At 43.7% G+C, this 23,282-nt stretch carries 26 protein-coding genes, 1 pseudogene and 1 other annotated feature; of the genes and pseudogenes, 26 read left to right on the forward strand and 1 reads right to left on the reverse strand.

Annotated features, from left to right (window positions below; all coding sequences use genetic code 11):
* Positions 1-225: 225 nt before the first annotated feature.
* The 8 genes and pseudogenes from GC098_RS08865 to pssA all read left to right on the forward strand — a co-directional run bounded on the left by GC098_RS08865 (position 226) and on the right by pssA (position 9,230).
* The gene (locus tag GC098_RS08865) at positions 226-687 is read left to right on the forward strand and encodes a CtsR family transcriptional regulator (protein ID WP_029196492.1); all 462 of its coding nucleotides are present in this window, start codon (positions 226-228) and stop codon (positions 685-687) included.
* Positions 688-700: 13 nt separating this feature from the next.
* Positions 701-1,213, forward strand: a complete 513-nt coding sequence (mcsA, locus tag GC098_RS08870) for a protein-arginine kinase activator protein McsA (protein ID WP_029196491.1) — start codon at positions 701-703, stop codon at positions 1,211-1,213.
* Positions 1,214-1,278: 65 nt separating this feature from the next.
* Positions 1,279-2,298: a protein-arginine kinase McsB gene (gene mcsB, locus GC098_RS08875; protein ID WP_216625210.1), complete on the forward strand. Its 1,020-nt coding sequence runs from the start codon at positions 1,279-1,281 to the stop codon at positions 2,296-2,298.
* A gap of 60 nt (positions 2,299-2,358) precedes the next feature.
* Positions 2,359-4,800: an ATP-dependent protease ATP-binding subunit ClpC gene (gene clpC / locus GC098_RS08880; protein ID WP_171642863.1), complete on the forward strand. Its 2,442-nt coding sequence runs from the start codon at positions 2,359-2,361 to the stop codon at positions 4,798-4,800.
* 303 nt (positions 4,801-5,103) lie between these two features.
* Positions 5,104-6,534, forward strand: coding sequence for a DNA repair protein RadA (gene radA, locus GC098_RS08885; RefSeq protein ID WP_047683235.1), 1,431 nt, complete (start codon positions 5,104-5,106; stop codon positions 6,532-6,534).
* A 481-nt stretch (positions 6,535-7,015) separates the two neighbouring features.
* A pseudogene (locus tag GC098_RS08890) lies at positions 7,016-7,234 on the forward strand (DNA repair protein RadA); the annotation flags it as partial.
* Between the two features lie 46 nt (positions 7,235-7,280).
* A complete protein-coding gene (gene disA / locus GC098_RS08895) occupies positions 7,281-8,360 on the forward strand; it encodes a DNA integrity scanning diadenylate cyclase DisA (protein ID WP_082562248.1) in 1,080 nt (359 codons plus the stop codon).
* A 120-nt stretch (positions 8,361-8,480) separates the two neighbouring features.
* Positions 8,481-9,230, forward strand: coding sequence for a CDP-diacylglycerol--serine O-phosphatidyltransferase (pssA, locus tag GC098_RS08900; RefSeq protein WP_171642864.1), 750 nt, complete (start codon positions 8,481-8,483; stop codon positions 9,228-9,230).
* 74 nt (positions 9,231-9,304) lie between these two features.
* Here pssA and GC098_RS08905 read toward each other — a convergent pair whose 3' ends face one another.
* Positions 9,305-9,700 (reverse strand): hypothetical protein, encoded by a 396-nt coding sequence (locus GC098_RS08905; RefSeq protein ID WP_047683251.1) that lies wholly within the window; start codon positions 9,698-9,700, stop codon positions 9,305-9,307.
* Between the two features lie 155 nt (positions 9,701-9,855).
* On the opposite strand from GC098_RS08905, the gene GC098_RS08910 reads away from it, so the two are divergent.
* The 18 genes from GC098_RS08910 (at position 9,856) to GC098_RS08995 (ending at position 23,128) form a co-directional block, all read left to right on the forward strand.
* Positions 9,856-10,923 (forward strand): PIN/TRAM domain-containing protein, encoded by a 1,068-nt coding sequence (locus GC098_RS08910; protein WP_376773851.1) that lies wholly within the window; start codon positions 9,856-9,858, stop codon positions 10,921-10,923.
* Between the two features lie 177 nt (positions 10,924-11,100).
* The gene (gene ispD, locus GC098_RS08915) at positions 11,101-11,805 is read left to right on the forward strand and encodes a 2-C-methyl-D-erythritol 4-phosphate cytidylyltransferase (protein ID WP_171642866.1); all 705 of its coding nucleotides are present in this window, start codon (positions 11,101-11,103) and stop codon (positions 11,803-11,805) included.
* Positions 11,802-12,287: a 2-C-methyl-D-erythritol 2,4-cyclodiphosphate synthase gene (ispF, locus tag GC098_RS08920; RefSeq protein ID WP_171642867.1), complete on the forward strand. Its 486-nt coding sequence runs from the start codon at positions 11,802-11,804 to the stop codon at positions 12,285-12,287. The genes ispD and ispF overlap by 4 nt, the downstream gene beginning before the upstream one ends.
* A 31-nt stretch (positions 12,288-12,318) precedes the next feature.
* Positions 12,319-13,773 carry a glutamate--tRNA ligase gene (gene gltX, locus GC098_RS08925; RefSeq protein WP_171642868.1) on the forward strand — a complete coding sequence of 485 codons (1,455 nt, stop codon included), beginning with the start codon at positions 12,319-12,321 and terminating at the stop codon, positions 13,771-13,773.
* Between the two features lie 346 nt (positions 13,774-14,119).
* The gene (gene cysE, locus GC098_RS08930) at positions 14,120-14,791 is read left to right on the forward strand and encodes a serine O-acetyltransferase (RefSeq protein ID WP_246321031.1); all 672 of its coding nucleotides are present in this window, start codon (positions 14,120-14,122) and stop codon (positions 14,789-14,791) included.
* A complete protein-coding gene (cysS, locus tag GC098_RS08935; RefSeq protein WP_171642870.1) occupies positions 14,772-16,172 on the forward strand; it encodes a cysteine--tRNA ligase in 1,401 nt (466 codons plus the stop codon). The genes cysE and cysS overlap by 20 nt, the downstream gene beginning before the upstream one ends.
* A complete protein-coding gene (locus GC098_RS08940; protein ID WP_047683219.1) occupies positions 16,169-16,600 on the forward strand; it encodes a Mini-ribonuclease 3 in 432 nt (143 codons plus the stop codon). The genes cysS and GC098_RS08940 overlap by 4 nt, the downstream gene beginning before the upstream one ends.
* A 53-nt stretch (positions 16,601-16,653) precedes the next feature.
* A complete protein-coding gene (rlmB, locus tag GC098_RS08945; protein ID WP_047683217.1) occupies positions 16,654-17,394 on the forward strand; it encodes a 23S rRNA (guanosine(2251)-2'-O)-methyltransferase RlmB in 741 nt (246 codons plus the stop codon).
* A 5-nt stretch (positions 17,395-17,399) separates the two neighbouring features.
* On the forward strand, positions 17,400-17,912 hold the full coding sequence (locus GC098_RS08950; protein WP_171642871.1) for an NYN domain-containing protein: 513 nt from the start codon (positions 17,400-17,402) through the stop codon (positions 17,910-17,912).
* 119 nt (positions 17,913-18,031) lie between these two features.
* Complete coding sequence (sigH, locus tag GC098_RS08955; protein ID WP_028557511.1) at positions 18,032-18,676, forward strand: RNA polymerase sporulation sigma factor SigH; 645 nt, start codon at positions 18,032-18,034, stop codon at positions 18,674-18,676.
* Between the two features lie 224 nt (positions 18,677-18,900).
* Positions 18,901-19,050, forward strand: coding sequence for a 50S ribosomal protein L33 (rpmG, locus tag GC098_RS08960; protein WP_079418041.1), 150 nt, complete (start codon positions 18,901-18,903; stop codon positions 19,048-19,050).
* Between the two features lie 19 nt (positions 19,051-19,069).
* The gene (secE, locus tag GC098_RS08965; protein WP_171642872.1) at positions 19,070-19,282 is read left to right on the forward strand and encodes a preprotein translocase subunit SecE; all 213 of its coding nucleotides are present in this window, start codon (positions 19,070-19,072) and stop codon (positions 19,280-19,282) included.
* A gap of 24 nt (positions 19,283-19,306) precedes the next feature.
* Entirely contained in the window at positions 19,307-19,840 is a 534-nt protein-coding gene (gene nusG, locus GC098_RS08970; protein WP_029196473.1) for a transcription termination/antitermination protein NusG, read from the forward strand.
* 102 nt (positions 19,841-19,942) lie between these two features.
* A complete protein-coding gene (rplK, locus tag GC098_RS08975; RefSeq protein WP_029196472.1) occupies positions 19,943-20,368 on the forward strand; it encodes a 50S ribosomal protein L11 in 426 nt (141 codons plus the stop codon).
* Positions 20,369-20,488: 120 nt separating this feature from the next.
* Positions 20,489-21,181 (forward strand): 50S ribosomal protein L1, encoded by a 693-nt coding sequence (gene rplA / locus GC098_RS08980; RefSeq protein WP_171642873.1) that lies wholly within the window; start codon positions 20,489-20,491, stop codon positions 21,179-21,181.
* 54 nt (positions 21,182-21,235) lie between these two features.
* Positions 21,236-21,390: a sequence feature (ribosomal protein L10 leader region), on the forward strand.
* A 66-nt stretch (positions 21,391-21,456) separates the two neighbouring features.
* Positions 21,457-21,966, forward strand: a complete 510-nt coding sequence (gene rplJ, locus GC098_RS08985; RefSeq protein WP_057304272.1) for a 50S ribosomal protein L10 — start codon at positions 21,457-21,459, stop codon at positions 21,964-21,966.
* 54 nt (positions 21,967-22,020) lie between these two features.
* A complete protein-coding gene (gene rplL, locus GC098_RS08990; protein WP_029196469.1) occupies positions 22,021-22,386 on the forward strand; it encodes a 50S ribosomal protein L7/L12 in 366 nt (121 codons plus the stop codon).
* 145 nt (positions 22,387-22,531) lie between these two features.
* A complete protein-coding gene (locus GC098_RS08995; RefSeq protein WP_171642874.1) occupies positions 22,532-23,128 on the forward strand; it encodes a class I SAM-dependent methyltransferase in 597 nt (198 codons plus the stop codon).
* The last annotated feature ends 154 nt before the right edge of the window (positions 23,129-23,282 follow it).

Below are 23,282 nucleotides of genomic sequence, written 5' to 3' on the forward strand. Positions count from 1 at the left end.
ATAAAGCCTTTTTGAGAGAAATCTCAAGAAGGCTTTTTTGTTTTTTATTTCGAATAAAACTGTAGGTAAGGTCAACAATAGTAAGGTTCACTTTTGGTTATCGGATCATTAAGGATTGGATTTTAGGAGCAGTACTTGTCAAAAAGAAAGGAAATGATTATAATCTAGTTAAGGTCAAAGAAAGTCAAAGTCAATTTACTTCTGGCAATCTGGGAGGACGAATTGATGCGCAACGTATCAGAAATTATTGAGCAGTATTTAAAACATGTCTTGCAGCAGAGTTCCGAAGGGGCCATTGAGATTCAACGCAATGATCTAGCTGATCAGTTCCAATGTGTGCCTTCCCAAATCAATTATGTGATCAGTACAAGGTTTACCTTGGAAAAAGGTTACATTGTGGAAAGTAAACGCGGCGGTGGTGGATACATACGTATCCAAAAAATCGAGCTCAAGAGTCACGGGTCCATTTTAGACCACATTTTTCGCACGATTCATACGCACATTGATCAAGTTACTTCAGAAGGACTCGTATACCAACTGCAGGAAGGCCACTATATTTCAACACGAGAAGCTAACCTGATTCGGGCCGCAATTTCGAGAGATGTGTTGACCTTCAAGCTCCCGCTGCGCGATGAAATTCGGGCCAAGATTCTTAAAGCAATGCTGATATCCTTGCTTAGCAGATGAGGAGGCATATGAAATGATTTGTCAGGAATGCGGGAAACGACCGGCGACTCTTCATTTTACAAAGATTGTGAATGGAGACAAGAACGAGTTCCACATTTGTGAGAATTGCGCTCGTGAGAAGGGCGAAATGATTCCCGGAACATCCAACGGATTTTCGATTCACAATCTGTTATCAGGATTACTTGATTTCGAACCGTCATCTCTATCCGCTGCAAAGTCTCAGGCGATCCGTTGTGAGAGCTGCGGCCTTACGTATTCTCAGTTTAGTAAATTAGGACGTTTTGGTTGCGGATCATGCTATCAGAGCTTTTCAGAAAAGTTAGATCCTCTCTTCAAAAGAGTGCATGGAAATATCGTTCACGTTGGGAAAGTGCCCAAGCGAAGTGGTGGCATCATCCAATGTAAGCGGGAAATTGATACGCTCAAGAAGGATATGATGACCTGTATCGAACAAGAAGAGTTCGAACAGGCTGCAAAGATTCGTGATCAAATTCGTGAAATTGAGAAGAAAATTGCGGGTATGTGAGTTTGTAAGGAGGTGTGAATCCAGTGACATCACAGCGGTTTACAGCAGATGCATTAAGTGAATGGATGAAAGGCGAAGGGCCTGAATCGGATATCGTCATCAGTAGTCGGATCCGCATTGCTCGCAACCTTAGGGACTACCCTTATCCAATGCTAGCGACGAATCAACAATCACAAGAAGTACTGGATCATTTGTCCGGTGTGCTTGAAAATGATGAGTTGGAGACGATAAGCAATTTTTCGCTCATTCCGCTATCCGATCTGAATGAACTTGAGCGAATGGTTCTGGTAGAAAAGCATTTAATTAGTCCAAATTTAGCTAACGAGTCCAGGAATGGCGCCGTTATTTTAAGCGAAAATGAATCCATTAGTATAATGATCAACGAAGAGGATCATCTTCGCATACAATGTTTATGTCCCGGGTTTCAGATTAAAGAAGTATGGGATTTGGCGAACCAAATCGATGATATTTTTGAAACACAAATGGATTACGGGTACGACGAAAAGAGGGGCTACTTAACAAGTTGCCCTACGAATGTCGGTACCGGTATCCGCGCTTCGGTGATGATGCATTTACCCGCTTTGGTGCTCAGCCAACAAATTAATCGAATTTTATCAGCTGTTACGCAAGTTGGGTTGACAGTTAGAGGATTATACGGGGAAGGCAGCGAAGCTTTAGGAAATCTGTTTCAAATATCGAATCAAATCACACTCGGCCAATCCGAAGATGAGATTATTGATAATTTACACAGTGTTGCAAGGCAAATTATAGAGCATGAACGTGCTGCGAGACATAAGCTAATTCAAGAGTCCCGAATGCGGATAATAGATCGTGTGAACCGTTCATTAGGCATTCTGTCTTATGCGGGAATCATGGATTCGAAAGAAGCCGCGCAGCGTTTATCAGATGTGAGACTTGGCATTGACCTTGGAATTATCAACAACGTTTCATCGAATGTTTTGAATGAACTGTTGGTGATGACGCAGCCTGGTTTTCTTCAACAATATGCCGGTGAGAAATTAAATGCCGAAGAGCGAGATATACGCAGGGCTGAGTTGATTCGCGAAAGATTTGGTAGGGTTTAAGAAAGATAAGATTCATCCTTTAGGATTTCCATAGATATACTAATTTTGGAGGTGTTCTCTATGATGTTTGGAAGATTTACGGAACGTGCGCAAAAGGTGCTCTCTCTTGCTCAAGAGGAAGCTGTTCGTTTAGGGCATAACAATATTGGTACGGAGCACATTTTACTTGGTCTTATTCGTGAAGGGGAAGGCATTGCCGCTAAAGCGCTCGTTGCTTTGGGCTTAGGTCTTGAGAAAATTCAAGACGAAGTTGAGTCACTGATTGGCAGAGGACAAGAACAGCCTACCAACATTGCGTATACACCTAGAGCGAAGAAGGTCATTGAACTTTCGATGGATGAAGCGAGGAAATTAGGTCACACGTATGTGGGGACTGAACATATTTTACTCGGGCTTATTCGCGAAGGAGAAGGTGTTGCTGCAAGAGTCCTTAATAACTTAGGTGTCTCTTTGAATAAAGCACGTCAACAAGTCCTTCAATTGCTTGGAAGCAGCGAGACCGTGTCACCAAGTCATGGTAGTAATCCGAATGTGAACACGCCTACTTTGGATGGTTTAGCGAGAGATTTGACGGCGTATGCCAAAGAGGGTCATCTGGATCCTGTGATTGGGCGAAGCAAAGAAATTGAGCGTGTCATTCAAGTGTTAAGCCGCAGAACGAAGAACAATCCGGTGTTGATCGGTGAACCAGGCGTTGGTAAAACAGCGATTGCTGAAGGCCTCGCACAGAAAATTATTAATAATGAAATTCCGGAAACGTTGAAGGATAAAAGGGTAATGACACTCGATATGGGTTCTGTTGTAGCAGGGACCAAATATCGCGGTGAGTTCGAAGACCGTCTCAAAAAGATCATGGACGAAATTCGCCAAGCGGGCAATATCGTACTATTCATTGATGAGCTTCACACCTTGATTGGTGCTGGTGGAGCGGAAGGCGCAATTGATGCCTCCAACATCCTTAAACCGGCGCTAGCTAGAGGCGAGCTCCAATGTATTGGTGCTACAACGTTGGATGAATATCGTAAATACATTGAAAAGGATGCGGCTTTAGAGCGTCGTTTCCAACCGATTACAGTAGATCAACCATCTCCTGAGGAAGCTATTCAAATCCTTTATGGATTGCGTGATCGCTATGAAGCTCATCACCGTGTTAAAATCACGGATGCTGCGATCCAAGAAGCTGTAAAGCTTTCCGATCGTTACATTACGGATCGTTTTTTACCGGATAAAGCGATCGATTTGATCGATGAGGCGAGTTCCAAAGTAAGACTACGTTCTTACACAACACCGCCTTCATTGAAACAGCTTGAGAGCAAGCTGGATAATATCCGTAAGGAGAAAGATGCAGCGGTTCAAAGTCAAGAATTCGAGAAAGCAGCTGGTCTTCGTGATACGGAGCAGAAGCTTCGTGAAGAGCTGGATACAACGAAGAATGATTGGAAAGAGAAGCAAGGTCGTTTGGACACAGAAGTAACACCAGATGATATCGCACAAATTGTGGCGAGCTGGACAGGAATTCCAGTAAGTAAACTTGCTGAAGAAGAAACAGAGCGTCTGCTCAAAATGGAAGATATTCTTCATGAGCGTGTCATTGGCCAAGAAGAAGCTGTTAAAGCCGTAAGCCGTGCCATTCGCCGCGCTAGAGCAGGTCTGAAAGATCCGAAGCGTCCAATGGGCTCCTTCATATTCCTCGGACCAACGGGTGTTGGTAAAACCGAATTAGCACGTGCATTAGCAGAATCTCTTTTCGGTGATGATAACGCGGTAGTCCGAATTGATATGTCGGAATACATGGAGAAGCACTCGACTTCTAGATTAGTAGGGGCGCCTCCAGGTTACGTTGGATACGAAGAAGGTGGTCAACTCACGGAGAAAGTACGCCGTAAGCCATACTCGGTTGTACTGCTCGATGAGATCGAGAAAGCACATCCAGAAGTGTTCAACATTCTACTGCAAGTGCTGGAAGATGGTCGCTTAACAGATTCCAAAGGACGCACGGTTGATTTCCGCAACACATTGATTATTATGACATCCAATGTTGGCGCGGATATGATTAAGAAAAATTCTTCGCTTGGCTTTACGGCTGCTGTCGATGCAGGTAGAGATTACACCAATATGAAGGATAAAGTAATGGGCGAGCTCAAGAAAAGCTTCCGTCCTGAGTTTCTTAACCGTATTGATGAAATTATCGTGTTCCACTCCTTGGATGAAGCACATATTGCGCAAATTGTCAGCCTAATGGCAGATGATCTACGCAAACGTCTGAAAGAGCAAGAGGTTGATTTCTTGCTAACAGACAAAGCGAAGGCGTTCCTTGCCAAAGAAGGATTCGATCCGACTTACGGAGCAAGACCGCTTCGCAGAGCTATTCAGAAGCATATCGAGGATCGCTTGTCTGAGGAACTGCTCAGAGGCAACATTGCCAAGGGCGACTCTTTAACCATTGATGAGAAAGATGGCGAACTTGTCGTCCTGAAGGGCGAAGGCGTAGCCGTAAAATAATAAAAGCAAAGAAGCATTTTGCTCCATCCTGCCTAGGGTGTAGTAAAATGCTTTTTATTTATCTCAGCCCCGAATATAATAATTTTAAATAATGTATCTCAAACGGTATTAACCATGTTGATAAATATGTAAGAAATGCATAAAAAAATGTATGATAGAACGGTGGATGCAGAAATAAACAAAAGTTATCACCCAGTTGGCTGAGTATGAGAGTAAGAATAAAGAACATATAGAAAAGAATGAAACCTTATTTAAGAAGAGTTTGAAGAACTATTTGATTAATTGGGGAAGTGAATCTTAACTATGAAAAAGAAAACCATATATAAATGTACCAGTTGTGGTCAAGAGCATCCAAAATGGCAAGGTTCGTGCAGTAGTTGCCGTGAGTGGAATACCCTTGAAGAAGATGATGTTATAAACGCTCCTAGTGGTGGTCAGAAGGGCATAAACAAAAAGAAGAATGTTATCATAAACCGTCTTACAGATACCGTATCCCAAAACAGTGATAGGATTGTTACCAAGTACAATGAATTTAATCGTGTAATGGGTGGAGGAATCGTTAAAGATTCTGTTACGATTATTACGGCTGTTCCAGGTGCGGGAAAATCCACACTTTTATTGCAAATATCAGATGATGTGGCAAAGCAAGGATTGAAAGTGCTGTATGCTTCAGGTGAAGAAAGTGATAGTCAGATAAAGAGAAGAGCAGAGCGAGTCTTGCAAGATATTCATAAAAACGTTTGGGTTTATTCTGATAATAGTTTGAATAATGTCTTAGGTTGTATTGACCAAGTAGACCCTGACCTCATTATTATTGATAGTATTCAAACTTTTGTATTAGAAGAATATCCGCAAAGACCTGGCTCACCCACGCAGACGATGGAATGCGCGAACACTCTCTTAAAGGTCGCAAAAGATGCACAAAGACCAAGAGCCATTATAATGGTTGGGCAGATGACCAAAGATAACGAATTAGCTGGATTAAGAGCTTTAGAACACTTGGTAGATGCTGTTCTTGTTCTTGAGGGGGAGGAAGGCGAGGAGCTAAAACAGCTATTTTCGACTAAAAATCGCTACGCCAGCACAGGAGAGCTTGGATTTTTCACAATGGGTGAGCAAGGATTGACACCTATTGATAATCCCTCAGAGTTCTTTATGACACAAAGAGACGAGAATGATGTAGTTAGTGGAAGTGCATTAACAGTCGTTAAAGAAGGCACAAGACCCATCATTCTGGAAATAGAAAGTTTGGTATCAACCACCTTCATGCCATACCCAAGCCGGATTGCTGAATGTTTAAAAAAGGACCATGTGAATACACTTATCAGCATCATGGAGCAAAGAGCCAATATCCCTCTTCATGATAAGAACGTGGTTGTTAAAACGACAGGCGGTATTCGTTTAAAAGAACAATCATCAAATTTAGCCGCGATAATGAGCATTGTATCTTCCTGCAAGAATCAAGGTATCCCAAATGATACTGTATTTATCGCAGATATTGGATTAACGGGTGAATTAAAAAAAGTACCTACGTTAGAACTAAGAATTAGAGAACTTGAAAGAATGGGTTTCAAACGTGTCTATGTTGCGCTCAATGGATTGAAAAGCACAACTACGTTTTCTACAATAAAGGTAATCCCATGTAAGACATTGAGCCAAGTCATCCACTCTGTATTTGGCACTTCTTCCAAAGGCAAAGAGGAGAAAGCACCTTGGGATGAGGAAGATAATTAGACAACAGCTATTGTTGAGCGTAAAAGACTTCAAGTTAAACGGTGAGTGACCTACATAAAGAAGTTACACATAACGACTCCTGCCAATTTGAACCATTAGATTGAATGATAAAGTTTCGAACTTAGTTATAAACTAAACTGGTTATCCTAAGAAAATTAGAACTGTTCTTTCATTGATATACAATTTCTTTTAAAGGAATGAATTTTCCGTTATACTTAGTTGTAAGGATTTAGCAATTGGGCTCTATCCAGTAGTACAGTTCGGATTAAGGGTGTTAGGTTGGATCAAAGCAGCATGAATTTCGAATGTGAAATGTATTATATATGTAGAGGGATTATTTTAAGAAGAAGATTATAGACGGGACTCATTGGATATGCTTCAAATGGTTTATTCAAATGATTATGAGCATTGGTTGGGATGCTGTCTAATCCAATCGTCTATTATATCGTTTAAAAGAATTTTATTGCATCTAGTTTTTTAAGATCAGCCGACCAGGCCTTATGATGTGGTGTTCGGTGAGATCGGATTGACGGGAGAAGTCCGCGGTGTATCGCGGATTGATCAGCGTGTGAAGGAAGCGGAAAAGCTTGGATTCCGTAGAGTAATTATGCCGGAGAAAAGTTTGAAGGGATGGACTCATCCGCCCGGTATGGAGATTATCGGAGTGAACACGGTAGCAGAGGCATTGAAAGCGGCACTGGGTTACCTCGTGGTCATTCAACCTGCAAGCCTTCAGGAGGAAAATGATGAGCAAAGAAGAGATAAAGCGAGACGTCATGAGCCAACTGCTGCAAATGGTAGCACCTGGTACACCGTTCCGTGATGGGTTAGAGAATGTCCTACGCGCCAAAACGGGTGGACTTATTGTAGTTGGTTACAGTACAGAAGTAACGGAAATCGTGGATGGCGGTTTTTCCATAGATTGTGATTTTTCCCCCAATTATTTATATGAGCTTGCCAAAATGGATGGGGCGATTATCCTCAGTGAGGACATCAAACGTATCCTATATGCGAACACACAATTAATCCCAGATTCCTCAATCTCATCATCGGAGACGGGAATCAGGCATAGGACAGCCGAACGTGTTGCGAAGCAAACAAATAAATTAGTTGTTTCGATTTCACAGCGGCGCAATGTCATAACACTTTATCAAGGCAATTTACGTTATGCGCTGAAAGATATTGGCGTTATCCTGACTAAAGCGAATCAAGCGATCCAGACATTGGAGCGTTACAAAGTCGTACTGGATCAGTCGCTGACCAATCTAAGCGCATCCGAGTTTGAGGAATTGGTTACATTGCACGATGTTACTAATGTCATTGCTCGGTTTGAGATGGTACTACGCATTAAGGCCGAGATTAACCGATACATTAATGAGTTAGGAAATGAAGGCCGCCTCATTAGCATGCAGCTTGAAGAACTTGTTGGCAATGCGGAACTTGAAGCGCGTTTGATCGTAAAAGATTATGTACGTGATTTATCGGAAGACCGCGTCAAAGAAATGCAAGCAGGCTTAAAGCGGTTATCCTCGGATGAACTGCTGGAGCCGCACCAAATCATCCGATTGCTTGGATATCCGCATACGAATTCTATTGCCGAAGAACCGGTTTCCCCTCGAGGGTTCCGGATTTTAGGGAAAATTCCGCGGCTACCGTCCATCATTATTGCCAATCTGGTCGAAAAGTTTGGTTATCTGCCTCATATGATGATGGCGACAATTGAAGAATTGGATGAAGTTGACGGAATCGGAGAGGTGAGAGCCCGCGCCATTAAGGAAGGTCTCAAAAGAATTCAGGAACAAGTGTTCATTGACAGACATATTTAAACTAGATACAATCATAAAGTATCATTGTTGAGGTTTTGTTAAGGCAAGGCAGTTTTATGCAGTCGAGGTTTTATTAAGTCGAGATTAGGGTATAGTAAATCCAGAGGTGGACAAAAACATATGTTAACGAAATCAATTCCCAGTCTTTTTACAGTAGGGAACTTATTCCTAGGTGTACTGTCAATTATTCTTGCTTTCAGTGGTGAACATGGAATTGCAGCAGTACTCGTCATTGTCGCTATGTTGCTTGATGGACTTGACGGACGTGTTGCCAGAGCTTTGAACGCGCAGAGTGAGTTCGGTAAAGAGTTAGATTCGCTGTCCGATGTCATTTCATTCGGTGTAGCACCAGCCTTTATCATGTATGTGGTTGCATTTAATGATCCGAGTGTGATTAGTCCGGCATTTGCTTGGATTGTTACAGCGATCTTCCCGATTTGTGGAGCTCTTCGTTTAGCTCGTTTCAATGTCGTTGCCGGTACGCCTGGTTATTTCATCGGTTTGCCGATTCCAGCAGCAGGCGGTGTACTTTGTACACTAGCGTTGTTCGTGAACGAAATTAACGTGTATGTTCTGTTGGTGAGTACAATTCTATTGTCTTACTTAATGGTAAGTACAGTGAAGTATCCGAACTTCAAAAAAGCCGGTATCCCGAAAGCAGCGATCTGGATTACGCCAATTATTGTTGCTGTAGCTATTTTGATTGCTATCAAATGGCCGGAGTCGATTTCTAAAATGATTTTCGTACCCCTGTTAGCGTACGCGCTATATGGCCTAAAAAAAAACGTTGATGGGTTCTTCATTCGTCTCCGGAGAAAGAACAAAAGACGCGGCATGGACGACACGAATTCAGTGAAATCGGACGTTTAAGCAGGTTTCGAAAATAAAAAGCATTTATTTTCTTCTGATGATTCAGAGAGAAAATAAATGCTTTTTTTTCGTCTTCATGACATGTTGAAAAGTCCCAGTGTTGTGCATTTCTTCGATTCGTTCTCAACGACTTGCTCCAAATTAACGTCTAGGATGTTACTAAGTGCAGACATATAGAAGAGATTTCTACCCAGTTCCGTACTTACGACCTCAATGCATTGTTCACATAAGTGACCAGACACATGAGTACCGAGTACATCCTTGGCTTCATCCAAAGTCATCTCTGGATGATACTCTTGCTTGGCTGCATGAACCTGAATACATCCACATTCCGTAATAGATTTGACCACGGAACGATTAGTAGCTGCGCCAGACTGTTGAAACTTGGATAAGACGTCAAGCAGACTTCGGTGACGGAGTAACAATTCGGATACTTGATCCTGAAACTGCTTTAAAGTCAAGGAGCTCATTCCATCCACCTCGGGTGTGTTGGTAACTTCCAATTTCATTATAAAGGAAGCCCTCTAATATTTCAATTTTCCATGTAAAGAAGTGATTAACGTTGGAGAAATTGGAACATAATTGTAATAAGGCTTAAAACAAGTTTGATTTAGGGGGTGAATCTGTGATGAGGAAATGGGTACAAATCATTTTGGCCATCATGGGTGGTAGTTTAGGTTATAGTTGGAGTGATTCGATCCTTCGAAAGACAGCGTTAATGAGTGATGCAGGACAAGTTATCTGGATTAATAGTTTATGCGCAGTAGGTATGTTCATCCTTTCGTCATGGGTTGCTAGTCAGGGAATGAAGCTGCTTATGAGAGGCGAAAGGAATGTAGCGGATATCCCGGTATCCGATCTGCTCTCAGGTACATTAGGATTAGTCATTGGACTGCTTATATCTGTATTGGTGTTCCCTGTATTAGAGCAGGCGAAGTGGGCAGGTCCCTTTTTACCGTTCATTGTATCTGCGGTACTAGCTGTAATGGGATTCCGTATCGGTTACAGCAAGCGGGAAGAGCTGGTTCAGATCATTGCAAAGAGCCGGTCCACAGGCCCGGAGAAGCAGACACACCGTCCTTATGAGGAGCATAAGATTCTCGATACTAGCGTCATTATTGATGGCAGGATCGCTGATATTTGCAAAACAGGATTTATCGAGGGTACCCTCGTTATTCCCGAATTTGTCTTGGAAGAGCTGCAGCACATTGCCGATTCATCGGATTTACTCAAGCGGAATCGCGGTCGACGCGGTCTGGACATTTTGAACAAGATCCAAAAGGAACTTGAAGTGAAAGTGCTCATTTACGAAGGAGATTTCGAGGAAATATCTGAAGTAGATAGCAAGCTAGTCCGGCTCGCAAAAGTACTGCAAGGCAAAGTGATTACGAATGATTTCAATCTAAACAAAGTATGTGAACTGCAAGGTGTTTCGGTGCTCAATATCAACGACCTCGCGAATGCAGTGAAGCCTGTTGTCCTGCCTGGTGAAGAAATCATAGTTCAAGTCATTAAGGATGGCAAGGAGCATGGACAAGGTGTAGCTTATCTGGACGACGGTACGATGATCGTGGTGGAAGGCGGTCGCGAATTCATCGGGATGACACTCGAAGTGATGGTCACAAGTGTCCTGCAGACATCGGCGGGACGTATGATTTTCGCGAAACCGAAACTATTGGAAAAAGCACAGTAAAACCAGTATGATAAGGAGATGTAACATAGCTCTTACTAGTTGATGGGAAAGTATATACTTTTGCTTTGCATCAACCTTGACAAACCGCTCGTCCAAAAAGGACGACGGAGTCGTTTATCCTTGGGCCTATGCTTACGAAGAAAGCTTTCTTTCTGAAAGCACTTAGTTGGAGGTCATATGGAGAAGCTAGGAGTTATCATCGTGGCAGCGGGCAAGGGCTCGCGAATGGGAACGGCTGAAAGTAAACAATACTTACAACTGGGACACAAGCCAATTCTGGTACATACCTTGCAATTATTTCAAAACATACATGAAGTGGATGAAATCATTCTCGTTGTTGGGGGAACTGATGTAGATCGCTGTAGAGGCTATGTACAGGACCACGCTCTCTCCAAGGTCACTCATGTGCTAGCAGGAGGCGCCGAACGTCAAGATTCCGTTAGACGGGGTCTGGACTCCCTACAGAGGGGTACAACGTGGGTACTCGTTCATGACGGTGTTAGGCCTTTCGTGAAAAAAGAACATGTGTTCGATTGCCTATTGAAAGCGCAAGAACAGGGTGCAGCAGTGTTGGCCGTTCCTGTTAAGGATACGATCAAAATCGTAGATACCGAGAAACGAATTCAATCTACACCCGATAGACGAAGCTTGTGGGCGATCCAAACGCCGCAAGCTTTTCGGTTTTCTCTTCTACAGGAAGCGCATGAACGGGCTCTTCACGATGATTTCATGGGGACGGACGATGCGATGTTGGTGGAACGAATAGGAACGACGGTGCATGTGGTCGAAGGGGACTATTATAATATTAAGATTACGACACCGGAAGATTTGCCATGGGCAGAATGGATACTACACAACGTAAGGGGAGAGGGACAGCTATGATTCGCGTAGGACAAGGATTTGATGTTCATCAGTTGGTGGAAGGCCGCAAGTGCATTATTGGAGGCGTGACAATTCCTTATGAAAAAGGGCTGCTCGGTCATTCTGATGCCGACGTACTGCTGCACGCTATTAGTGATGCTATTCTGGGAGCGCTAGGTTTAGGCGATATCGGAAAACATTTCCCGGATACGGCTGCAGAGTTCAAGGATGCGGACAGTCTGGAACTGCTGAAACAGGTTTGGCAGCTGGCTAAGGACAAAGGTTATCACCTAGGGAATACGGACTCAACCATCATTGCCCAGAAGCCCAAAATGGCCCCGTACATCCCGCAGATGGTAGAAATTATTGCCGCTGCGCTAGATGCTAAGCCAGATCAAGTCAATGTGAAGGCTACGACGACGGAACAGCTTGGTTTCACCGGTCGAGGCGAAGGAATTGCTGCACAATCGGTTGTTTGTTTAATTCGAGATGTGCTAGAATAGCAGGTAATATTGGGGAGAAGAGGTTACACACATGAATCAGCCTTTACGTGTGCGTTATGCACCTAGTCCGACTGGACATTTACATATTGGCGGTGCTCGTACAGCACTGTTTGATTATTTATTGGCGCGTCGCCACGGCGGTGCGTTCGTTGTTCGTTTTGAAGATACGGATCAAACTCGTCATAAAGAGTCTGGTATCGAGGATCAACTGAATGGCCTTAGATGGCTTGGTTTAGAGTGGGATGAGAGCGTAGATATCGGAGGTCCATACGGTCCTTATCGTCAGATGGAGCGACTGGATATTTATCAGACATATCTCGATCAATTGGTTCAGAGCGGCCATGCTTATCATTGCTATTGCTCAGAAGCGGATTTGGAGCAGGAGCGGGCAGAGCAAGAAGCGCGCGGAGAAATGGGTGGTTATTCAGGTAAATGCCGCAATTTAACACCTGATCAGATTGTTGCTTATCAAGCTGAAGGTCGTAAGGCATCCATTCGTTTCCGTGTTCCAGAAGACCGGATTATCGGCTTCGAGGACAAGGTGCGCGAGCATGTTGAATTTGAATCCAATGGGATTGGTGATTTCATCATTGCACGTACCGATGGCATTCCAACCTATAATTTTGCTGTCATTGTGGATGATCATTTGATGAAAATCAATCTGGTTATTCGCGGTGAGGAGCATCTGTCCAATACACCAAGACAAATCCTCATGTACGAAGCACTGGGACTTCCTGTGCCTGACTTTGCTCATTTGGCGCTTATCTTGAATCCTGATCGTAAAAAAATGAGTAAACGGGATGAATCCATCATTCAGTTTATCGAACAGTACAAAGAGCTAGGCTATCTGCCTGAAGCTGTTGTTAACTTCATTGCCCTTCTCGGTTGGTCCCCTGGCGGCGAAGAAGAGATGTTCACGAAGGAAGAGCTTATTGCCCAGTTTGACCTGGATCGTGTATCCAAAAGTCCAGCTGTGTTTGATATGGATAAATTGAATTGGATGAACAATGCTTATTTGAAAAAGGCCCCGCTCTCCCGAGTGGTCGAGCTAAGTGTGCCTCATCTGCAAAAGGCTGGATACATCCAAGGTGATTTGGATGCAGCAGGTCAAGAGTGGGTAACGGCCCTGGTAGGCCTCAATCAAGAGAGAATGCGTTTCGCGGCGGAAATCGTCGAGTTATCGAGCATTTTCTTCAAAGAAGAGCTAGTTATCGATGAGGAAGCTTCTGCTGTATTGAAAGAGGAGCATGTGCCTGTTGTGCTGGCAAGCTTCCTGACGCAAGTCGAGCAAGCGGAAGCTTTCACCGTAGAAGCCATTCCTGCTTTGCTGAAACAAGTGCAGAAGGATACAGGCTTCAAAGGAAAACAACTGTTCATGTCTATTCGTTCTGCGCTAACGGGTCAAGTACACGGACCGGACTTAAATGTGTCCCTTTACTTACTTGGCAAAGAAAAAGTCGCATCACGTCTAAGGAACTTATTGTAAAGCGGGTTTCTTTTCGCTATACTTAGTTCAATATCGAATGCAATGATCAGGAGAGTACGTTTAACTAGGGATTTATCAGAGAGGATAATCAAAGTCGCGAGGCTTTGGCTGTGAGTTATCCAATTCCTGTAATCGGAAATGCACCTGGGAGCTGCCGCGCCGAATACTCGTAAGAGTAGGGTAGGCGCAGCCGGAATACCCACGTTACGGGAACTTAAGTTGGGAGACTTCCGAGTCACCAAGCAGAGTGGAACCGCGATAACTACGCCTCTGCAGCCATATGGCTGCGGGGGCTTTTTTTGTTTTAGAAGGATCCTTGTATGATTTCTACGAAGAAGGTGAGAACATGTGGGCAACGATCAAATCTGATATATCCGCCGTATTCGATAACGACCCGGCTGCACGCAGCTGGTTTGAGGTTGTTTTTACGTATTCTGGTCTTCATGCAATTTGGTCCCATCGGATCGGCCATTGGTTTTACAAGCGGGGAATGTATACTATCGCTCGTATCGTTTCACAGTGGAGCAGGTTCATGACAGGGATTGAGATTCATCCGGGTGCGACGATAGGGAAAAGACTGTTTATTGATCATGGCATGGGTGTTGTTATCGGGGAAACCTGTGAGATTGGTGACGATGTCATCCTATACCAAGGCGTAACCTTAGGGGGTACGGGTAAGGAAAAAGGTAAGAGGCATCCAACTATTGGCAATAATGTAGTTATTGGTTCGGGTGCCAAAATTCTCGGTTCTTTCCTTGTAGGCGAAAATTCACGTATTGGTTCTAATGCGGTGGTTATTCAGGAAGTTCCTTCAAATAGCACCGTCGTTACTATCCCTGCTAAACTTGTGAAGCGGGACGGGGTTCGTGTGAATCGTTTGGACCATGGAAACTTACCTGATCCCATTGTTGATATATTTCAGGAATTACAGAATCAGATTAATGATTTAAAACAGCAACTTGAACAAGAACGCCTTAAGAATGGAGAAACGAGAGAACATGACACTCAGAGTGTATAATACGCTAACGCGGAAAAAAGAAGATTTCGTGCCAATTGAACCAGGCAAAGTGAAGATGTACGTTTGCGGGCCTACTGTGTATAACTATATTCATATTGGTAACGGCAGGCCGGTAATTTTCTTCGATGTTGTCCGTCGCTATTTGGAGTCTCAGAAGTATGAAGTGACCTATATTACGAACTTTACCGATGTGGATGATAAAATGATTCGTAAAGCCGAGGAGTTGGCTGTAACCGTTCCGGAGCTTGCAGAAACATTCATTCAAGCCTTTTTGGACGACGTCAAAACGCTTGGTGTTCACGATGCTACCTTGAATCCGCGCGTTACGGAGAACATTCAGGAAATTATCGATTTCATTGCTGCCCTCGTTGAGAAAGATTTCGCTTACGAAGCCCGCGGTGACGTTTATTACCGAACAAGTAAATTTGCTGAGTATGGTAAGTTATCCAATCAAAATCTGGAAGAGCTCCAATACGGTATCCGTATTGAAGTAGACGATCGCAAAGAGAGTCCTCAGGATTTTGTTCTGTGGAAAGCGGCCAAACCGGGAGAAATTTATTGGGATAGCCCATGGGGTCAAGGCCGTCCAGGCTGGCATATCGAATGCTCCGCCATGGTGCGCAAATATTTGGGTGAAACGATTGATATACACGGTGGCGGACAAGATTTGACCTTCCCGCATCACGAGTGTGAAATCGCTCAGACGGAAGCTGTAACGGGGCATCCGATGGCTAATTATTGGCTGCACAATGCCTTCCTTAACATTGACAATGAGAAGATGTCCAAGTCACTTGGCAACGGGATTCTTATTCGTGATCTAGTTAAACAAATCAAGCCGCAAGTGTTCCGTTTCTTCATGTTGTCCGCGCACTATCGCAATCCGCTGAATTTCAGCGATGAGAGCTTGAAACAAGCCTCTAATGCGTTAGAACGTATTCAAAATGCTTATGATAACCTGAAGCACCGCCTTACTACTGCTTCTGCGACTAACGAAATAGAATCAGCACTAACGGATCGTTTGGCTGCGATTGCGAGCCAGTTTGATGATAAGATGAATGATGATTTCAATACTCCGGATGCTATTACAGCGGTATTCGACCTTGTTGCTGAAGCTAACCTGTATCTGCAACAGGAGCGGGTAAATGCTGCCGCACTGCAGCTTTTCTTGGATCAGCTGCAAGCCTTTGACCAAACCTTAGGGATTCTTTCACAGCAATCGGATGAGCTGTTAGATGAAGAGATTGAGCAGTTGATTATCGAACGAACGGAATCGCGTAAGTCGAAGAACTGGGCCCGCGCAGATGAAATTCGTGACCTGCTCACAGAGAAAGGGATATTCCTTGAGGATACACCACAGGGAATACGCTGGCGCCGTAAATGAGCGAGTCCATCCATGATGCTGCGAACCTTTTTATTTTCCCGCCATCTAAAAGTCCCCATTTACTGAATCCGCTTGTATTGGCTTATATAGGGGATGCTGTGTATGAAGTGTACATCAGGCAATATGTGATTTCTGGAGCTAACCATCGGCCGAACCATTTGCACAAAGCATCGACGGGATATGTCTCAGCCAAAGCGCAATCCAAATTGTTGGAGGCTTTGATGCCGATGCTATCGGAAGAAGAAGTAGACATGGTAAAGCGGGGACGCAATGCCAAATCAGGAACTACAGCCAAAAACGCGGAAGTGCTGGAATACCGGCATAGCACCGCGTTTGAGTGCTTAATCGGATATTTGTACTATAAACAATCTTTTGAGAGATTGAAGGAAATATTAGACTTTGCAATTGCTTACAAGCAGAACAAGTAGCTTAAGCTAACGATGATTGTATTGTTCAAGAAAAACTTTTAGGAGGAACAGGAATGGATGAAGAATATATCGGCGGGAAGCACTCCGTTCTAGAGGCGCTTCGTGCTGGTCGGACGATTAATAAAATTTGGATCGCAGAGAGTGCTCAGAAGCAATTCGCAGGTCCTATTGTAGCAGAAGCCAAAAATGTAGGTATTATCGTTCAGTTTACGGATAAGCGCAAGCTGGACCAAATGGCCGAAGGACTACAACACCAAGGAGTTGTAGCGCAAGTTGCTGCTTATGAGTATGTCGAAGTAGAGGATATTCTAGATAAGGCTAAAGAGCTCGGGCAAGAACCTTTTATCCTGATTCTTGATGAGATCGAGGATCCGCATAATCTGGGCTCGATTCTGCGAACAGCAGATTGCACGGGTGTTCATGGCGTCATTATCCCTAAGCGGCGTTCCGTTGGACTTACAGCTACGGTTTCCAAGACTTCAGCTGGGGCCGTTGAATATGTTCCCGTTGCACGTGTGACGAATATTGCGCAGACAATTGAGAAATTAAAAGAACAGGGAGTTTGGGTTGCTGGAACGGATGTGTCCGCTGCTCAGGATGTGTATAAAGCCAACTTTAGTATTCCAATAGCTCTTGTTATCGGGAATGAAGGTAAAGGTGTAGGTCGATTAATTAAGGAGAAATGTGACTTCTTAGTTAAGCTTCCGATGGCAGGACATGTGAATTCTTTGAATGCGTCCGTCGCCGCGGGTGTATTGATGTATGAAGTGGTTAGACAGCGAAATAAGAGTTAATTGAAATGGAACAGTTTCTGATTGTTGATGGCTACAATATTATTGGCGCATGGCCGGAGCTGAGTAAGCTGAAGGACACGGATTTGGAGGGCGCTCGCGATCAGTTAATTCATATGCTGGCGGAGTTTCAATCCTACTCGGGTATGAAAGTATACCTCGTTTTTGATGCCTATATGGTACCTGGACTTGGTAAGAAATATGTGCAGAGTAAGCTTATAGTACTCTATACCAAAGAGAAGGAAACGGCAGATGAACGGATCGAACGCCTGGTCACGAATCTGATGGGAAGGCGTAAGCAGATCTACGTAGCCACCTCGGATATGATTGAGCAGCATGTCATTTTCGGTAAAGGAGCTCTTCGGATGCCCGCTGGTGAACTGCTAGTCAAAATCAAACAGAATCGCAAAGAAGTGAGAGAACGTATTCATCCTGAAACCTCATCCAAGCGTAATCCGTTCGAAGGTAAACTGAGCCATGAGCTCAAAGAGCAGTTCGAGCGGTGGCGAAGAGGAGAGTGAATCCTCCAAATGCTAGAAATGGTGCGGTTCCCCGTTGACGGTGTGAGTTTGCTTCATGTATACTTAACCTAAACTTTTATAGTGAATCTGGGTAGTCCTGCAGGCCGGAGGGATTGTTGGTGAGTGTCGACCTCAAAGAACTGAGAATGTATGATTATGACCTCAAGCCAGATGAAGACATCGTCGAAGCAGTCCGTGAAGGCAGTAGCGAAGCGTTGGAATATCTTATCAATAAATATAAGAATTTCGTACGTGCCAAAGCACGTTCTTATTTTTTGATAGGTGCAGACCGAGAAGACATTGTGCAGGAAGGTATGATAGGTTTATATAAATCTATTCGCGACTTCCGAGGAGACAAGCTTGCTTCATTCAAAGCCTTTGCTGAACTGTGCATCACGCGACAGATCATCACGGCGATCAAGACAGCAACGCGTCAGAAGCACATTCCTCTTAATTCCTACGTGTCACTGGACAAGCCTATCTATGATGAAGATTCTGATCGTACGCTGCTTGACGTTATTAGCGGTTCCCGGGTTACAGATCCTGAGGAGCTTGTAATCAATCAAGAAGAGTTTACGGGCCTTGAAGATAAAATGGGAGAGATATTAAGTGACCTAGAGCGCAGGGTACTGATGCTCTATCTCGATGGCAGATCGTATCAAGAAATTGCCGTTGATCTCGATCGTCATGTGAAGTCTATTGATAATGCTCTTCAACGTGTTAAACGCAAGCTTGAACGTTATCTAGAAGTCCGAGATTTGTAGGAAGTACCCGTGCCGCTTAAGCTGTGCGGGTGTTTTTCTTTGGGAGAATGTTTAACAATTGCCTAGAGAGTCTATAATGGTGATACTCTCGCATTTATGAGACTTCTGCCTTGACACCCTATTACGGGTTGTGATAAAGTATTTCAGGTAGCCCTAAAAGTCGCTTTCTTTTTGACGCGCTTAGAAGGGCTTTAATTAGAAAGTGTCTGTAGGAGGTGTACATCATGCGGGTCATCATCACATTAGCGTGCACAAATTGCAAACAAAGAAACTATGCATCCACTAAAAATAAGCGCAACAATCCCGACCGTATTGAGTTGAAGAAATATTGCAAATTTTGCAATGAACATACTGCTCATCGCGAGACTAGGTAGTTCTTTGGAGGTGTAGTTTGTGGCGTTCTTGGCTAGAATGAGACAAAGCTTCGGATCCACTTTTTCCTTCTTCACCGACAGTTGGTCAGAACTCAAAAAGGTCAAGTGGCCAAGTCGCAAAGAGATGACTACTTATACGCTTGTCGTATTGGGTACCGTAACTTTTGTTGCCATCTATTTTTTTGTGCTGGATCTAGGAATTTCTGAGTTGCTGCGCCTTGTTTTTAAATAAACAGGACTATAGGTGAATTTATTCATGGAAAAAAGATGGTACGTCGTACATACCTATTCAGGGTATGAGAACAAAGTGAAAGCCAACTTAGAGAAACGCGTTGAATCTATGGAAATGACGGACAAGATCTTCCGTGTGCTTGTGCCTATGGAAGAAGAGCTGGTAAACAAAGACGGCAAGAAAAAAGTCGTCATGCGTAAAGTTTATCCAGGTTATGTCCTCGTAGAAATGATTCAGACGGATGACTCTTGGTATGTTGTACGTAATACGCCAGGAGTAACTGGGTTCGTAGGTTCTACAGGATCCGGCTCTAAACCGACTGCATTATTACCTGAGGAAGTTGAATCTATCCTGAAGCATATGGGTATGGAAGAGCCGAAGGAGAAAATCGACTTCGAACTCAAAGAAACCGTACGCGTCAAGGTAGGACCTTTCGCAAACTTTGTCGGCTCTGTTGAAGAAATTGTTGCTGACAAGGGTAAACTTAAGGTGCATGTCAACATGTTTGGTAGAGAAACCCCGCTTGAGCTCGATTTCGACCAAGTGGAAAAGCTATAAAACAAGACAACCAAGGGTTTCTACCAGGTCTATTCCTCGGGATAGACCTTCGTTAGTGGGATGGCAATGAGATCCCATATTAAAAGCAAGGAGGTGTCTATCATGGCAAAAAAGGTTATTAAAATCGTTAAGCTTCAAGTTCAAGCTGCGAAAGCAAATCCAGCACCACCGATCGGTCCAGCATTGGGTCAAGCAGGTGTGAACATCATGGCTTTCTGTAAAGAGTTTAACGCTCGTACTGCTGATCAAGTTGGTCTTATCATTCCGGTTGAAATCACAGTATTCGAGGATCGTTCCTTTACATTCATCACTAAAACGCCTCCGGCTGCAGTTCTTCTTCGCGTCGTTGCTGGTATCGAAAAAGGATCCGGTGAACCAAACAAAAAGAAAGTTGCAACTGTGAAACGCGCTAAAGTTCGCGAAATCGCTGAACAAAAAATGCCTGACCTAAATGCTGCATCCGTTGAGGCTGCAATGCGTATGGTTGAAGGTACTGCTCGCAGCATGGGAATCACTATCGAAGATTAATTCCGCAAGGAATGCGGTTAAACGATAAGCGCAAGCTGTCGAAGTGGGTTTTCTTCGAGAAAACTCTTCAGCCGCTCGGTGGGAGGATTATCCGCTAATACCACTAAGGAGGATTTTAAAATGCCTAAACACGGTAAAAAATACCGCGAATTATCTCAGCTTGTAAATGCTGAAGCTCTGTATGATCCGTCAGAAGCAATCGAGCTTGTTAAGAAAACAGCTCCTGCTAAATTTGATGAAACTGTAGATGTTGCAGTTCGTCTGGGTGTTGACCCAAGAAAACAAGATCAGGCTGTTCGTGGTGTCGTTGTACTTCCACACGGTACTGGTAAAACGAAACGTGTACTTGTATTTGCTAAAGGCGAGAAAGCGAAAGAAGCTGAAGCAGCTGGTGCAGATTTTGTTGGTGATGCTGACATGATCAACAAAATTCAACAAGGTTGGTTCGAATTTGACGTTTGCGTAGCTACTCCGGACATGATGAGCGAAGTTGGTAAACTGGGTCGTATCCTCGGGGGTAAAGGTTTAATGCCAAACCCTAAAGCAGGAACAGTTACTTTCGACGTTACCAAAGCTGTTCAAGAGATCAAAGCAGGTAAAATCGAGTACCGTCTTGACAAAGCAGGCCAAATCCATGCTCCACTTGGCAAAGTATCATTCGATGCTGATAAGTTGAATGAAAACTTCAAAGCATTGGTTGATGCACTTGTAAGAGCGAAACCAGCAGCTGCTAAAGGTGTTTACCTGAAAAACATTGCTGTATCCTCCACAATGGGCCCAAGTGTTCGTGTGAACCTGCAATCCTTCAGATAAGTAAAAGCTACCAGTTGACTTCGGTTGCTGGGCGTGATACTCTATCAAAGGTCATAAAAATGAATATGCAAACCGTAGACAGTAGGTGCCAACGTGCTTAATTTCCTACCGAGGTGTTATGATATATATAGCGATTTCTTTGTACATCAGGGAAATAGTGAACACATCATGCCTTCGTAGCGTCTACGAAGGCATTTCTTATTTTAGATAAGGAATGCTGATGCTCCTACTGTTTGCGATCTTGAAAGATAAATGCATAAGAAGTGAGGTGTACTATGGCAAACGCGAAAATTCTTGCACAGAAAGAACAGGCAGTAGCTGAAGTAACTGAAAAGTTTAAAGCTAGTGCTTCTACAATCATAGCAGACTACCGCGGTTTGAACGTAGCTCAAGTAACGCAGCTGCGCAAAACCTTGCGCGAAGCTGGTATTGAATTCGTAGTTCTCAAGAACTCGTTGGCTAGACGCGCATCGGCAAATGCTGATTTAAGCGCATTGGATGAGTACCTAACAGGTCCAACTGCAATTGCTTTCAGCAATGACGATCTAGTCGCTCCAGCGAAAATCTTGACTGAATTTGCGAAAAAGAATGATCAATTGAGCGTAAAAGGCGGCGTGGTCGAAGGCCGCGTAGTTGGATACGATCAAATCAAAGCACTTGCTGAACTTCCATCCAGAGATGGTCTTCTCTCCATGTTGCTTAGCGTTCTTCAAGCTCCAGTTCGTAACTTTGCACTTGCTGTTAAAGCAGTTGCTGAGAAAAAAGAAGCTGAAGGTCAAGCTTAATTTTGTTTTACAACAACAACCACAAAATATATGAATGATAATGGAGGTTTAACCATGAGCAACAATGCAACGATCCTAGAAGCAATCAAAGGCATGACAATCTTGGAATTGAACGACCTGGTTAAAGCAATTGAAGAAGAGTTTGGCGTAACAGCAGCAGCTCCAGTAGCAGCTGGCGGTGGCGCAGCAGTAGCAGTTGAAGAAGCTCAAACTGAGTTTGACGTTATCTTGACTAGCGCTGGCGCATCCAAAATCAACGTAATTAAAGTAGTTCGCGAAATCACAGGTCTTGGCCTGAAAGAAGCGAAAGACTTGGTTGATGGAGCTCCTAAAGCAGTTAAAGAAAAAGTTAGCTCCGAAGAAGCAGAAGCTGTTAAAGCTAAGCTTACTGAAGCTGGCGCTTCCGTAGAAGTTAAGTAATCTTTCAATAGGAAACCTCTTGAAGCTTGACTTCAAGAGGTTTTTTTAACCGTTATAAGATGAGGTTTTTACCCTTAGGAAAGCCTTAGGAACGCTCTCGTTATTTGATTTTCCTAAAGGTAAAAGTGAAGGAGGAATTCATAACGTGTCAGAGCATTACTATACTGAGCGACCGACGGTTAAACGAGATGTTCATACTATGCAGGAAGTGCTGCGTGGTAAAACATATACGTTCCTGACGGATGCGGGAGTCTTTTCGAAAAAAGGTGTCGATTATGGTAGTAAGCATTTAATTGAAACCATGGAGCTGCACGATGATGCTAAGGTTCTTGATGTAGGGTGTGGGTACGGTCCTATTGGGCTAAGCGCTGCTGTCATGTGTCCGAATGGGCATGTGACAATGGTCGACATCAATGAGAGAGCGATCGAGCTTTCAGTTGATAATGCGAAGCGTAACGGAATTACGAATGTGACCATTCTCCAAAGTGATCTCTTGGAACAAGTGCAGGGGCAGCGCTTTGACGCGGTTTTAACCAATCCGCCCATTCGTGCCGGCAAGGAAGTCGTTCATCGCATTTTTACGGATGCTTATGATTGCTTAGTTGACGGCGGGGCTATCTGGGTTGTTATTCAAAAAAAGCAGGGTGCTCCATCGGCCATGAAAAAACTCGAGTCCTTGTACAGTGAAGTTACTGAGGTATCCAAAGATAAAGGGTACAAAATTCTCAAAGCCACGAAGTAATCGAAAGCTTATTGAAGTGGGATGAAGTCTTTGCTGACAATCGAGGGAATTTGTTTGACTTGACATTTCACATGTGGTATTATTAAAAAATGTCAGTATTAAGATGGGACACATGTCTTTAGTTAACAAAAATGTCAAGTGTTTTTTTCTTCCT

Origin of the sequence: Paenibacillus phytorum (assembly GCF_013141715.1) — a bacterium.
GTDB classification, from domain to species: Bacteria; Bacillota; Bacilli; order Paenibacillales; family NBRC-103111; genus Paenibacillus_E; species Paenibacillus_E phytorum.